The sequence below is a fragment of the Enterobacter sp. SENG-6 genome (assembly GCF_001605945.1).
Classification (GTDB): Bacteria; Pseudomonadota; Gammaproteobacteria; order Enterobacterales; family Enterobacteriaceae; genus Enterobacter; species Enterobacter cloacae.
Map to the genome: position 1 here is coordinate 37,669 of NZ_LOMM01000055.1, position 14,272 is coordinate 51,940.

The following is a 14,272-nucleotide window of genomic DNA, read 5'->3' on the forward strand; positions in this document are numbered from 1 at the left end:
AGCGCTACTCATGCGGTTTGGATCAGATTCATGATGTTAATCACGAAAGTTAACGTTAACATTACAGAAGTGAGATCGCGATCAACTATTCATCATTGATATTTGTCTGGCTCCACTCACACACCCACTTTCCTTTTACATCAGTAACTTAGTTGTATACTCTTTAACACGTGACATTAACGGAGTAAGAAAATGGCTTCCCTGAAGGACGTCGCAAAGCTGGCTAACGTATCGCTGATGACCGTCTCACGTGCGCTTAACAACCCGGAGCGCCTTAAACCGGAAACGTTGGCACGCGTACAGCAGGCTATTGAGCAGACCAGCTACGTACCCGATCTTTCCGCCAAGAAAGTACGCGGCGCGCATGCCTCGCCAAAAACCATAGGCGTGCTGGCACTCGATACGGTGACGACACCTTTCTCGGTGGAGATTACGCTGTCCATTGAAGAGACGGCCCGGATGCACGGCTGGAACAGTTTCGTCATGAATATGTTTACCGATGACAACCCGGAGGCAATCGTCGATCTGCTGCTCTCTCACCGCCCGGACGGCATTATTTACACCACAATGGGATTACGTCAGGTTCCTCTCCCGGCCAAGCTCCTTACCCTTCCCTGCGTGCTGGCCAACTGCGAAAGTATCGATGAAAAGGTCGCCAGCTATATTCCTGATGATGAACAGGGGCAGTACGCCGCCGTACAGGCGTTACTCGCCGCAGGCTATCGACAGCCCCTGTGCCTGCATTTACCCGCAGATCATCTGGCCACAACCCGACGCCGTCACGGGCTGGAACGTGCATGCCGTGAAGCGGGGCTCGACCCGGACCGTCTGGATCATAGTTATATGGCGTTTGGGGACGAGCACTATCGCGACATTCCGTCAGTTCTGCAGGCGCACATTCAGAATGGTCTTCCCCAGTTCGACTCGGTTATCTGCGGCAACGATCGTATCGCATTGATGGTTTACCAGACCCTGCTGGCGCAAGGGATTCGCATCCCTGAAGATATCGCGGTGATCGGCTATGACAATATGGTGGGCATTGGAGAACTCTTTCTTCCGCCTCTTTCAACGGTTCAACTGCCGCATTATGAAATTGGTCGCCTCAGTGCCCTGCATATTATTCACGGTGAAACCCATCGGGAAACCACGCGCGTTGAAAGTCCATTTTTAATGCGGAATTCCATTACGCATCGATGATGACCACCGCTTTTTAGCCCTGTCGCAGTAATAAGCAGGCTAAGGAGGCGGTCAACCTCCCTTTCAGGGAAAAATGGCACGATTTGTCACACTCTTTTTTATGATTTTACCCTCCGGGCAGTTAGCACGTAACCGGCTGTTTTTATTTGCCATAACGCATAATTTTCTTTCTCAAAACGGGGATATTCCGTCCCCTGTGCCCCATGTCACAAAACAGTAAACAAATTAACCATTGAGCCCCGTGGCAAAAGGCTCTATATTGGCGGCGTTTTTTTCAGGCCCCCATCTGTTTTTTAACTTTTTATTCAATCGTGGCTCATAACGAAGCGGCGGTTGTAGGAGTGATATGATGACGGATAAAGTCCGTATTGACACCGTAGATGCCCACAAAAGCAACGAAACCTATCTGGCCCGTCAGGCCGAGTTTGAATCTAACGTCAGGAGTTATCCGCGCAAACTGCCTTTAGCCATCACTAAAGCAGAAGGCGTGTGGATCACCGATGCAGATAATAAAGAATACCTTGACTGTTTAGCAGGCGCAGGCACCCTCGCGCTTGGCCATAACCACCCTGATGTGCTGAAAAGCATCCAAAATGTCATTACCAGCGGCTTGCCGTTACATACTCTGGATCTGACTACGCCTCTGAAAGACGCGTTTTCCGAATACCTGCTCTCTCTGCTGCCTGGTCAGGGCAAAGAGTACTGCCTGCAGTTCACCGGTCCATCCGGTGCTGACGCCGTGGAAGCGGCGCTGAAGCTGGCGAAAAAAGTCACCGGCCGTAGCGGTATCATCAGCTTCTCGGGGGGTTACCACGGTATGACTCACGGTGCACTGTCCGTGACCGGTAACCTGTCTCCGAAAGAAGCGGTAGACGGTATGATGCCAGAAGTGCAGTTCATGCCTTACCCACACCAGTACCGTTGCCCACTGGGTATCGGCGGTGAAGCGGGCGTGAAAGCGCTGACCTACTACTTCGAAAACCTGATCAACGACGTTGAAAGCGGCGTGCGTAAACCTGCTGCGGTAATCCTGGAAGCCGTTCAGGGTGAAGGCGGCGTGAACCCGGCTCCGGTTGAGTGGCTGCAGCGCATCCGTAAAGTGACTCAGGAACACGGCATTCTGCTGATCCTGGACGAAGTTCAGGCAGGCTTTGCCCGTACCGGTAAATTCTTCGCGTTCGAACACGCTGGTATTGAGCCAGACATCATCGTGATGTCTAAAGCCGTTGGTGGCGGTCTGCCACTGGCTGTGCTGGGTATCAAAAAGCAGTTCGATGCATGGGCACCAGGTCACCACACCGGCACCTTCCGCGGCAACCAGCTGGCGATGGCAACCGGTCTGACGACGCTGAAGATCCTGAAAGACCAGAACATCGCTGGCAAAGTGGCTGCACAGGGCGAATGGCTGAAAGGCCAGCTGAACGAGATGGCGAAACGCTATCCGGTTATCGGCCACGTTCGCGGTCTGGGCATGATGATCGGTATTGAGATCGTTAAACCACACGAAGCCGCTGACCACATGGGTTGCTTCCCGGGTGATGGCGAGCTGTCTGCACTGATTCAGAAGAAGTGCTTCGAAGCCGGTCTGATTCTGGAGCGCGGTGGTCGTAACGGTATCGTTCTGCGTCTGCTGCCTTCTCTGCTGATCAGCGATGATGAGCTGAAAGTCTTCCTGGATAAATTCGAGCAGGCACTGCTTGCTGCGGGCGTTCGCCCGGCGTAACCGGAGTTGTTGATTACGATGTCTGATTCAAACCCAATTTTGTTCTCCTCTGCGCAGAGCATTGAAGCTTACCAGCAGGCGATTGAACAAAGCACTCAGGCTGTGATGCAGTGGCTGAAACAGCCTGAGATGTATCAGGGCAAAACGGTCGCGGAACTGCGCGACCGCATTAAGCTGGATTTCAACCCGAAAGGGCTGGGCAACGAAGCGGCGATTGAACGCGCCGTGGAGTTTTTCCTGAAAGACAGTTTGTCCGTTCATCACCCGCAGTGTGTGGCGCACCTGCACTGCCCAAGCCTGGTCGTTAGCCAGGCGGCGGAAGTGCTGATTAACGCCACTAACCAGAGCATGGACTCCTGGGATCAAAGCCCGTCCGCAACCATTATTGAGATCAAACTGATCGAATGGCTGCGTACCCGCGTGGGTTATCAGGCTGGCGACGCGGGTGTCTTCACCAGCGGCGGCACCCAGAGCAACCTGATGGGTCTGATGCTGGCACGTGATGCGTTCTTCGCACGTCTGGGCCACTCTGTCCAGCAGGATGGTCTGACGGGCGATCTGCGTAAGATCCGCGTACTGTGCTCCGAAAACGCGCACTTCTCCGTGCAGAAAAACATGGCGCTGATGGGGCTGGGTTATCAGTCCGTCGTGCAGGTGAAAACTGACGAATTCTCTCGCATGGATCTGACCGATCTGGCGGCGAAAATCGAGCAGTGCAACGCCAACGGCGAACAGATCCTGGCGATTGTCGCGACAGCCGGAACCACCGATGCCGGTGCTATTGACCCGCTGCGTGCCATTGCTGAACTGGCGGCGAAACAGAATATCTGGGTACACGTTGATGCGGCCTGGGGCGGCGCACTGCTGATGTCTGAGCAGTATCGTCACTACCTGGACGGCATTGAACTGGTGGATTCCGTTACTCTGGACTTCCACAAACAGTTCTTCCAGACCATCAGCTGCGGTGCATTCCTGCTGAAGGAAGCGCGCCACTATGAACTGATGCGCTATCAGGCGGCTTACCTGAACTCTGAGTTCGACGAAGAAGCCGGCGTGCCGAACCTGGTTTCCAAATCGCTGCAGACCACACGCCGTTTCGACGCACTGAAGCTGTGGATGAGCCTGGAAGCGCTGGGTCAGGAGCAATACGCGGCGATTATCGATCACGGCGTGACGCTGGCACAGCAGGTTGCAGCTTATGTGAAAGAGCAGCCCGCTCTGGAACTGGTTATGCAGCCACAGCTGGCAAGCGTGCTGTTCCGCTTCCGTGGCGAGGTGCAGGCAGATGATGCTGGTATCGCCCTGCTGAACCAGAAAATTGGTGATGCGCTGCTGGAGTCCGGCCGTGCAAACGTCGGCGTGACCGAGCATAACGGCGTGACCTGTCTGAAGCTGACGCTGCTGAACCCAACCGTGACGCTGGAGGATATCAAAACCCTGCTGTCTCTGGTTGAGCGTACTGCGCAGGAAGTTCTGGCGAAGTAATACACAGCCCCTCTTCCACCGGAAGAGGGGCTATTTTTATAACCCTGCCCACCACATCCTGACTTTTAATCCCCAGTAGCTTGTCCAGCCCGTTGTTGTACTGACGACATTGCCTTTAGAGACCAGCACCAGCGTCGGTGCTACGCTAACCTGCCATTGCTGTGACAGCGCACCGTTTTCGTCATTAATCACCGGCATTTTCAGCTGTTTCTTTTCGACCCAGCGCGCAAGCTTAGCGTCATCACCAGAGCGCATGGCAATACTCACCACGTTACCGCCCTCTTCTGCCAGCCTATTGACCGCAGGCGTGGTATAACGGCAGATGCTGCACCAGGTCGCCCAGACGTAAATCAGCAGCGGCCGATCCTGACTGAGTGCGGCAATGTCATGTACTGAGCCATCAATGCCCTGCATTGGGGTAGCGCTAAACGTGGCGGGTAATGTCGGCTTGCGGTACTGATCCACACCCCACATCACGGCCAGCGCCAGCAGTACGAGTATGATCCCTTCCCGCGCCCAGCGGCGCAGTTGGCTGAATTTGCGGTTTTCCATTATGACCTCGTGATTTAACGAAAGTCATCTTAGCGAGCTGCGCGCCGTTTCGCTGTAAAGAAGTGTCGCCCTACCTGGTGCGTAAGGTATTAACCATCAGGGTAAAGCAGGATTCAATGAGCGGAGGCAGCGCCTGCGGGGCACGCATCAGCGCCACCGTGCGCGCCAGGGCCGGTTGCTGAAGGTGAACCACCTTAAGCTGCGGGTCCTGCAGGTGGGTGGTATAAAGCTGAGGCAATATCCCCACGGCAAGCTTCGAGCGCACCAGCCCGTATAATGTCTCGATATAGTCCACCTGATAACGGGTCTGCAGGGACAGACGGTGGCTTTCGGCAAACGCATTGACCAGCCGCTGAATATTGCCTTTTGAGAAAACGGCAATATCCCGGCCCACCAGCTGTTTCCAGGGAACATGTGCCGACGCGGCGAGCGGATCGTCGCAGTGCAACACGGCCACAAACGGATCCTCCTGCAGCGGGAACACGTCCAGCTGTTCGGGTACCGAGTTGTCCAGTGCCCCGATGCCAAAATCAATCTGCCCTTTCAGCAGTTGCGCCACCAGCGCATCGTTGGTCTGGTCGTGAAACTCCACCCGCAGGCGCGGAAAAGCCTGCGCCAGCGTCTGCGGCAGCAGCGGAAACAGTAGCGAACTGACTGAAGGCACCAGACCGATCCGCACCGTGCCGTCGCCGCCGGCCTGCACAATCTGCTGCATATCATCAAACGCCAGCTGCGCCACGCTGAGTACCCGCTGGGCGTGTGGCAGAATGGCGTGACCCAGCTCGGTCAGCGTGACCGCCGACGCGGTACGGTTAACCAGTTTACCGCCGAGCACGGTTTCGATTTGCCGCAGGGCGCTGCTGAGCGCCGGCTGGCTGATGGCCAGTTTACTGGCGGTATCCGTAAAATGACGCAGCTGCGCCAGAGTGACAAAATACTGTAGCTGCCGAAGGGAGAGCGCAGGCAAGCGCTGCCAGGGTTCCGTCATCATTATCCATTACACGCGTCACAGAATAACCCGGGGTTATCGGGCGATAAATTTTATCAGCTGGGCAAACGTTTGCCGGGTGCATAGAGTAACGTCAATATTTCAATGCTGGAACTGTTAATTGCATGACTGCCGAAACCCGACGCCGCGCCGTGAAGGCTGCACGAGGCGAAACGCCGTTTGACCTGTTGCTTACGCATACCCGAGTTGTTGATATGGCAACCGGTGAGATCCGCGACGTGGATGTGGGCATCGTCGGCTCGCTTATCGCCAGCGTCCATCCACGCGGCAGCCGCAACGATGCGCTTGAGACGCATGACCTGAATAACCAGTTTCTCTCTCCGGGGCTAATGGACACGCATGTTCACCTTGAAAGCTCGCACCTGCTGCCCGCCCGCTACGCAGAGATCGTACTGGCGCAGGGCACCACTGCGGTGTTCTGGGATCCGCACGAGCTGGCAAACGTGCTGGGCATTGAGGGCGTCCGCTTTGCCATTGAGGCGAGCCGCAACCTGCCACTGCAGGTAATGGTCGCGGCGCCATCGAGCGTTCCTTCCACACCGGGGCTGGAGATGTCCGGCGCAGACTTTGCGGGCGAAGAGATGAATACCCTGCTTGGCTGGCCCGAAGTGCGCGGCGTGGCGGAAGTGATGGACATGCACGGGGTGCTGAATGGCAGTCAGCGTATGCTGGAGATCCTGCAGGCCGGGCTGGAAAGTGGGAAGCTGATTGAAGGTCACGCGCGTGGTCTGAGCGGCGCGGATTTACAGGCGTATCTGGCGGCGGGCGTCACCTCCGATCATGAACTCACCTCCGCCGACGATGCGCTGGAAAAATTACGCGCCGGGCTGACGCTGGAGATCCGCGGCTCGCATCCTTATCTGCTGCCTGATATCGTCAGCGCGCTGAAAACGCTGCCGCATCTGTCGTCACAAATCACGGTCTGCACTGATGATGTCCCACCGGACATCCTGATGGAAAAAGGCGGCATCATCGCCCTGCTCAACCTGCTGATTGAACATGGCCTTCCGGCGACGGACGCGCTGCGGTTTGCCACCCTGAATGCTTCCCTGCGCCTGCAGCGTAACGATCTCGGGCTGATTGCCGCGGGTCGTCGTGCGGATCTGGTGGTGTTCGATTCACTGGATAAACTGACGGCTCGCCGGGTGTACGTCGCCGGAAAATGCATTGCCCGTGACGGAGCGATGATCGAGCCGATTGTTGATACGCCCCTGACGCTGCCCCGGGATACCGTGCGCCTGTCGTCGCTGACCGCCAGAGATTTTTACATGCGCATCGACAACGCAAACCACGGTGTGGCGCGCCTGCGTCATATCAGCGGCGCACGTTTTACCCGCTGGGGAGAAACCGACGCCCGGGTACGTGACGGACGCGTTGAGATACCGGCTGGTTTTAGCCTGATTTGGGTTCAGCACCGCCACGCGCGCCATGCGGCAAAACCGCAAATCGCCCTGCTGGAAGGCTGGGGAGAGCTGCGGGGGGCCATTGCCACCAGCTACTCCCACGATTCACACAACCTGGTGGTACTGGGACGCAATCCTGATGACATGGCACTGGCCGCCAACACGCTGATCCAAAGCGGTGGCGGGATGGCGCTGGTCCAGAACGGGGACGTGATCGCCCATGTGGCGATGCCCATTGCGGGGATGTTGTCAGAACTCGCCCCTGCGGAACTGGCGCGCCAGTTTCGTGAACTGCGTGAACGCAGCAGCCAGATTGCCGACTGGGAGCCGCCATACAGAGTATTTAAAGCCATTGAAGGGACGTGCCTTGCCTGCAACGCCGGGCCGCATTTAACCGATCTTGGACTGACCGATGGCAGCACGCGCCAGATTGTCGATCCGCTGATTTCTTACCGGGAAACCCCGGACACCACACAATAATACCGAAGGAGAGCCGGATAATGGCCGACAATACCGTTAATTCGCCAGCACCAGGGAACTGGCTTGAACGTCGTTTTTCACTGCATACGCGCGGCAGTACTGTGCGCACAGAGTGTCTGGCCGGTCTCACCGGTTTTCTCGCCGCCGCCTATTTGCTGGTGGTCATCCCGGGGCTGTTGGCCGTGGGCGGGATGGACAAAGGCGCGGCGACCACCGGCACCATTTTGGTGTTTGTGGCCGGTACGCTGCTGATGGCGTTTTACGCCAACCTGCCGTTTATTGTCGGGCCCGGCATTGGTGGCTCAGTGCTGGTTGGGGTAACGCTGGCAGGCAGTGAAGGCATCGGCTGGCAAATTGGTCTGGGCATTGCCTGCTGGTCGGGAATTTTGTTCTTCCTGCTCACCCGTTTTGGCCTGCGAGAGGTTGTGACCCGCTCCGTACCGCAGTCCATCAAACTGGGACTGACGGCCTCTATCGGTCTTTTTGTCGCCGTACTGGGCTTTCGCAATGCCGGGCTGGTGCTGGCTAACGCAAAAACGAACGCGCTGATGCTGGGTGATTTTCTCTCCCCAGGCGCGCTGGTGGCGCTCAGCGGTCTGTTCCTCGCCATTGCCCTGCAGGCGCGTCGCATTCCGGGCGCCATTTTGTGGGCCATTTTGTTTGCCACCCTCGTGGGCATTCCGATGGGGGTGACCCACCTTCCAGCCAGCTTTATTGATATGCCTCACTCACTGACGCCGGTGCTGAGCCATATCGACATGCTGGGCGCGCTGAATATTGCCTTCCTGCCGTTCCTGTTTGTCTTTTTCGCATCGGAGTTTTTCTCCACCATGGGCACCACGCTGGCGGTGGGAGGTGAAGCCGGGCTGCTGGATGAAGAGGGCAATATGGCAAACATTAATCGCCCGTTTATGGTGGACTCGATTGCCGCCGCGATTGGCCCGTGGGTGGGCATTCCTGCCGCCACGGCGCTGATTGAATCCTCCGCGGCCGCAGAAGCAGGGGGTAAAACCGGCATGACGGCGCTGGCCGCTGCGGTCATGTTCCTGCTGATGCTGCTGTTTACGCCCGTTGCGCTCATGATCCCAAAAGAAGCCACCGCCCCTGCCCTGATCCTGATCGGCCTGAATATGTTCAGCGGCCTGCGTAAGGTGGATCTGGCAAACTTCACCGACGGGCTGCCGGTGCTGATGATGGTAATGATTACGCTGATTGCCAACAGCTTCGGGACAGGGATTGCGGGAGGGCTGCTGTTTTACATCGTCATTAAAGCGATTGCAGGAAAATGGCGAGAAATCCCCGTTGGTCTTTGGATCCTCGCCATTCCGCTGGTGTATTACTTTGCCACGCTGGTGAAGCACTAATCCTTGCGTGGTTGCCGTGTCGGGCGTTGGCCATACTCGTAATGGCCATAGCCTGCACGGTAATACAGCGCTGCTGATTTCACTACATCATTCAGCACGGTGCCGTTGATATGCGCCCCCGTTTGCTGCAAACGCTTAATGCTGTTCTCCATCTCTTTGAGGCTGGTTTTACCATAGCGGGCCACCAGCAGCGAGGTGGCGGCCACCGGAGCAGCCACTGAGGCGTCCGTTACGGCCAGCACCGGCGGGGTATCGAGGATCACAAGATCATAATGCTCGTCTGCCCAGGTCATTAACGCCCTGAAGCGTTCGCTCATCAGCAGTTCAGAGGGGCGTAACGGAACCGGCCCGCAGGTCAGCACATCAATGTTGCCTTTCTCATAGCGCTGAATCGCCGCCTGGAAATGACATTTTCCGTCAAGCACGTCAGAAAGCCCGGTATGGTTTTTCAGATCGAAGATGTTGTGTACATAGCCTTCGCGCATATCCGCATCGATGAATAACACCCTGAGCCCGGCCTGCGCCTCAATCGCGGCCAGCGAGGTGCTGACAAGGGTTTTACCGCAGTCCTGCGTTGGGCCAGAAATCATCACGATCCGGTTAGCGGCATCCTGCAAGGTGAAATGCAGGCTGGTGCGCAGCCCCCGCACGGCCTCGACAAAAACATCCGCAGGCCGATCAACCGGCAGGAAAGGGACATCGACAACCTTGTGTCTCCAGCGTGAGCCAAAAACACGTTTTTTACGCAGGTTGGTTTTTTTCCACAGCCACAGGGAACGGGGCAAGGTGGCCATCACCTGTACGCCAAGCCCTTCCAGTTGCTCGGAGGTGTTGATGCCGCGTCTGAGCGCCATGCGGACCAGGACCAGCCCCATCGAGCATATCAGCCCCAACAGGATGCCTAAGACGATGACCACCAGCTTTCGCGGTTTGATGGGATCGGGTTGCGTCACCGCGCTGTCGATAATTCGCACGTTACCAATGGCGCTGGAGCGCGAAATGTTCAGCTCCTGCTGACGGGTGAGGAGCTGCAAATAGATGGTGCGGCCTGACTCCACATCCCGACTGAGGCGCAAAATGTCCTGCTGAGTCGATGGCATGGCGGCGACACGCTGATTAAGGCGGACCTTCTCCTGCTCAAGCGTCTGACGCTTTTCACGCAAGGCGCGGTAGTTCGGGTGATCTTTCTTGAACAGCTGAGAAATCTCCGCCTCACGAAACGTCAGCTCGTTGAGCTGGTTTTCGATATTCACAATCTGCTCGAGAACCGATTTCGCTTCCAGGGAGAGATCCACCGAATCACGCTGTTTGCGATACTGATTCAGCCGCTCTTCAGCCAGATCCAGTTCGCTTCTGATTTTAGGCAATTGCTTCTGCAAAAATGCAAGACTGCGGGCATCCTGTGCTTCCTGGCGCGCAATGTTTTGCTGCAGATAGTTGTTGGCAATCCGGTCAAGCACATGCGCAATGCGCTCAGGATCGTTTCCGGTCAGCGTGAGCGTCAGCACCCCACTCTGCTTTGCCGATTCAACGACGCTAAATTGGGTGCTGAGCGTATTGATAGCTTCCAGACGGGTGCTGTTTTGCACCGTGAATTGCGTGCCCGTTGGCGCATTCATTTTCACCACCAACAGTGAAACGCCGGCTTTTTCCAGCGGTTTCCCTTCCCTGCCCTCGGCATAAAAGTTATCCCCCTCCAGCCGGTATGCCCCTTTTTCCAGCACAGTGAGCACAAGGGTGCGAGGTTTGCCTTCGACAGGGGGAAGTTGCAGCCAGCCAAGGGCAACCGTCGCCGGTTTACGGCCCTGCAATCGTGCCCACAGACGTCCCACTACCGGGAACGTACGCTGCGTCACGTGCTGCGTTAGGCCTAATTCATCGACGGTTGCGCCCAGGATCATCCGCGATTTAAGCAGAAGAATTTCAGGTTCGACATCGGGAGACATCTCACTCCCAAACTGCCTTAAATTTTTGAGCAGGCTGTTATCCTGCTTTCCTTCTACCTGGATTAAGGCATCAGCGCGATAAACGGGCGTGGCCAGAAAGGCATACAGCCCCGCCAGCAGGGTGAACAGGAAAGTTATCGATAAAATGACTGCACGGTGATCGATCACCTCGCCGAGCAGGCTAATGAGATCGATTTCATGATTCTCCGGTGCTGCCGCACCGTAACTGTCTGTTGTGTAAGACGACATTAACGCTTCATTCCTTGTTGACTCAAACGATGAGCCCATTCCTGACTGGCTTTGCCCAGCAGACCGAAAACATAATCGAACGCTTCACGACTTTTACAATAGGGATCGGGGATGTCCTGCGGCCCCAGCCATTGCCCAAAAAGCAGCGATTTGCCGCGAATTTCCGGGGCCATGTCAGAGATAAAGCGAAGATGGGCAGGTTCCATCACCAGAATCAGATCCGATTCCCGCATGATCTGCGGGGTCAGTTTGCGCGCGCGATGTCCCTCAAGTGAGATCCCATGTCGCCTAGCCACGTCCTGAGCGCTGACATCCGCCGGGCTGCCCTCCAGCCCATAGATACCTGCCGAGGTTATCCGTTTTCCCGGTAGCAGCTGGCGCAACAGCCGCTCGCCAATCGGCGAGCGACAAATATTGCCGGTGCAGACCACTAAGATGGAATCAAACATTATTGCGGCCACGATCTGATGTAACGGACCGTTTCGGTCAGGTCATGAACGCCACTGATGGTCGGCACGAGCTGCGTAATGACGCGATTCCAGCGTGACAGCGGTGCCGTGGTGACGTAGACAATGTCGTACGGCTCAAGCTGGAATTCGGTGCCCAACACCATTGCGGAGGCATCCTGCGCGTTAAGCTGATAAATGTTGGCAATTTTTCCCGCGTCGTTGCCTTTGGCAATGGAGCGAATAACAAAAATGCCCGTCGCATCGGCCATATCCTGATTCAGGCCGCCCGCATTGCTCAGCGCTTCAGCAAGGGTCATTCCGCTCCTGTCCATCTTGAGCGTGCTCTGCTTGATCACCTCCCCCATCACGAAGACTTTCAGGGCGTCATTACGAGGCACAAAAAGAATATCGCCCGGATAGAGCAGCTTATTTTGCGTCAGGTCGCCGTGCTGCATCAGCGCATACAGAGAGAGGCGCGAATCTTTCCCCTCGTGAGTGAGAACCACATTGCGCCAGTCCGCATCGGCAGAAAGCCCGCCTGCCGCGTTGACGGCATCCATGACCGTCAGGGGAATATTGGTGATTGCTTGCTGGCCAGATTTGACGACTTCGCCAGTGACATAGGCTTTTTGCGAGCGGAAGGCAGCCACGCTGACGTCCACCTGCGGGCTTTCGATCACGCTATCCAGCCGTTTGGCGATCTCTTCCCTGACTTCAGAGACCGTTTTTCCTGCCACCGGGAGTTTGCCGACATAGGGATAGAAGAGCGTACCGTCGGCGTTGACCCAGTTGCCGGTGTCACTGGCACTGCGATACTGTCCGGCCGGTGTTGTCAGTTCAGGGTGATCCCAGACGGTTACGGTCAAAATATCACCGGTTCCAATGCGGTACTCCCAGTTTCTGACCTGCTCATCGAGCTTAGGATTAGACTGAGATTTGGTGACGGCAGGGCGCAATTTCTCAATCAATGAAGGGGTAACAGGATAGAGATCCACGCGCTTATCTAAATTATTATTTTCATCACCCGACGTAATGACGTTTTTTCCCGCTGAGCTTAATGTTTGCCCGGGAGAAAATACGCAGCCCGTCAACTGACTTATCGCTAAGAATATTACAGATAATGTGGTTGTGTTTTTCATTAGAATTAATATTTCATTCATGAGCGCAAAAAACGCATAACAGGCCATTCCGGAAGAATCGCCTACTTTTTCAACATGCTGTTTTTCAAGCAATTACGTAAAATTACACATCACTGAATGATGTGTAGAATGAACTGAAGGACCGGAACCACGTAGAATTGAGAATTAAACCGCTCCGCTTTTAGAAGTTTAAATCGTCTTCAAATGAAATGCATGCATTTCAGGTCACAAATTTAGAGTAAACTTATATTTTCAGAATTAATTAAAAAAAATATTTCCGTTCTGAATAAGTCCTAGGAAATAATATTCATAAACAAAATAGTATTAACCGTTTGATCTACACAAAACCGTCCACTTTTGTTACATTTTTTTTCTAACAGGCTCTGCTGGGATACTTAAAATAGGCTGTCTGCCATATCGTCAACACAGCAGGCTGAGCGTATCAGTAACGGTATAACTGGAGAAAAAATGGCTAAGCGTACATGGCTGCTTCTGGGTGTAGTAATGTCTCTTGCGAGCGCGGCTTCGGCAGCCCCGCAAACGGCGTCAGCATCTGGCGGCATCAAAGCTTATGAAGAACAAGAGTTCATTGCTGATTTCACGAAGTTCAAAATTGGCGACACGGCTCCGGCGCTGTATCAAACCCCTGAATACACCATCAAACAGTATCAACTGCGTAACCTCCCGGCGCCGGATGCGGGTACGCACTGGACCTATATGGGCGAGAACTATGTCCTGATCGGCGATGCCGACGGTAAGATCTATAAAGCCTATAACGGAGATATCTTCTATCATCGCTGATACCGTCCATATTCGGCCGTGGCAGGAGAGCGATCGTCCTTTCCTGCGCACCCTTTACCTGCATGCCCGCCGCGAGGCGTGGCCGTGGCTGAACGGTGCAGAATGGCAACTCGAAGATTTTGACGAGGCAACCCGAGACGAAGTGATTTGGGTTGCTGTACAGAACGGCCATCGTGTGGGCTTTGCGTCAGTCTGGACGAATGATAACTTTCTGCACAATCTGTTCGTTGATCCGCAGTATCAGAGCCTGGGTGTTGGCCGTTTGCTGCTGGAACAGGTACAAAAAACGTTTACCAGTACGGGGGCGTTAAAGTGCCTGGTGAGAAACGAACGGGCTATCGCGTTTTATCAGCGTCATGGCTGGCACATCGAGGCAACGGGGGATTCTCCGGAGGGAGAGTACTATCTGATGCATTACCGATTGCGTTAATGTCGGGTGGCGGCTTCGCCTTACCCGACCTACATGATGGTGCCA

At 55.4% G+C, this 14,272-nt stretch carries 12 protein-coding genes; 7 read left to right on the plus strand and 5 right to left on the minus strand.

The genetic code is table 11. The features are described 5' to 3' along the window. Window positions 1–192: 192 nt before the first annotated feature. The 3 genes from AX755_RS19560 (at window position 193) to AX755_RS19570 (ending at window position 4,405) form a co-directional block, all read left to right on the plus strand. The gene (locus tag AX755_RS19560) at window positions 193–1,197 is read left to right on the plus strand and encodes a LacI family DNA-binding transcriptional regulator (protein WP_062857280.1); all 1,005 of its coding nucleotides are present in this window, start codon (window positions 193–195) and stop codon (window positions 1,195–1,197) included. A 346-nt stretch (window positions 1,198–1,543) separates the two neighbouring features. Next, window positions 1,544–2,920, plus strand: coding sequence for a diaminobutyrate--2-oxoglutarate transaminase (locus tag AX755_RS19565; RefSeq protein WP_013097916.1), 1,377 nt, complete (start codon window positions 1,544–1,546; stop codon window positions 2,918–2,920). An 18-nt stretch (window positions 2,921–2,938) separates the two neighbouring features. Continuing rightward, window positions 2,939–4,405, plus strand: coding sequence for a pyridoxal phosphate-dependent decarboxylase family protein (locus AX755_RS19570; RefSeq protein ID WP_020690159.1), 1,467 nt, complete (start codon window positions 2,939–2,941; stop codon window positions 4,403–4,405). A gap of 36 nt (window positions 4,406–4,441) precedes the next feature. Here the strand turns inward: AX755_RS19570 and AX755_RS19575 are convergent, their stop codons facing one another. Together AX755_RS19575 and AX755_RS19580 are read right to left on the minus strand one after the other, a co-directional pair. Further along, window positions 4,442–4,957 carry a protein disulfide oxidoreductase gene (locus AX755_RS19575; RefSeq protein WP_062857281.1) on the minus strand — a complete coding sequence of 172 codons (516 nt, stop codon included), beginning with the start codon at window positions 4,955–4,957 and terminating at the stop codon, window positions 4,442–4,444. Window positions 4,958–5,027: 70 nt separating this feature from the next. Next, on the minus strand, window positions 5,028–5,948 hold the full coding sequence (locus AX755_RS19580) for a LysR family transcriptional regulator (protein ID WP_181033776.1): 921 nt from the start codon (window positions 5,946–5,948) through the stop codon (window positions 5,028–5,030). Between the two features lie 122 nt (window positions 5,949–6,070). Between AX755_RS19580 and AX755_RS19585 the strand changes: the two genes are divergently transcribed. Together AX755_RS19585 and AX755_RS19590 are read left to right on the plus strand one after the other, a co-directional pair. Then, window positions 6,071–7,849: an adenine deaminase gene (locus AX755_RS19585; RefSeq protein WP_062857283.1), complete on the plus strand. Its 1,779-nt coding sequence runs from the start codon at window positions 6,071–6,073 to the stop codon at window positions 7,847–7,849. Window positions 7,850–7,869: 20 nt separating this feature from the next. After that, window positions 7,870–9,213, plus strand: coding sequence for an NCS2 family permease (locus tag AX755_RS19590; protein WP_062857284.1), 1,344 nt, complete (start codon window positions 7,870–7,872; stop codon window positions 9,211–9,213). Here AX755_RS19590 and etk read toward each other — a convergent pair. From etk to AX755_RS19605, 3 genes are read right to left on the minus strand one after another with little or no spacing between them, the layout of a single operon-like run. Continuing rightward, on the minus strand, window positions 9,210–11,408 hold the full coding sequence (etk, locus tag AX755_RS19595; protein WP_062857285.1) for a tyrosine-protein kinase: 2,199 nt from the start codon (window positions 11,406–11,408) through the stop codon (window positions 9,210–9,212). The two genes, AX755_RS19590 and etk, sit on opposite strands and share 4 nt — an antisense overlap. After that, window positions 11,408–11,857 (minus strand): arsenate reductase/protein-tyrosine-phosphatase family protein, encoded by a 450-nt coding sequence (locus tag AX755_RS19600; protein ID WP_013097923.1) that lies wholly within the window; start codon window positions 11,855–11,857, stop codon window positions 11,408–11,410. Before AX755_RS19600 ends, etk begins: the two co-directional genes overlap by 1 nt. Beyond that, on the minus strand, window positions 11,857–12,996 hold the full coding sequence (locus AX755_RS19605; protein ID WP_023622076.1) for a polysaccharide export protein: 1,140 nt from the start codon (window positions 12,994–12,996) through the stop codon (window positions 11,857–11,859). Before AX755_RS19605 ends, AX755_RS19600 begins: the two co-directional genes overlap by 1 nt. A 468-nt stretch (window positions 12,997–13,464) precedes the next feature. On the opposite strand from AX755_RS19605, the gene AX755_RS19610 reads away from it, so the two are divergent. Then, entirely contained in the window at window positions 13,465–13,797 is a 333-nt protein-coding gene (locus AX755_RS19610) for an RcnB family protein (protein ID WP_013097925.1), read from the plus strand. After that, window positions 13,742–14,227 carry a GNAT family N-acetyltransferase gene (locus AX755_RS19615; RefSeq protein ID WP_028028119.1) on the plus strand — a complete coding sequence of 162 codons (486 nt, stop codon included), beginning with the start codon at window positions 13,742–13,744 and terminating at the stop codon, window positions 14,225–14,227. The genes AX755_RS19610 and AX755_RS19615 overlap by 56 nt, the downstream gene beginning before the upstream one ends. Window positions 14,228–14,272 lie beyond the last annotated feature (45 nt).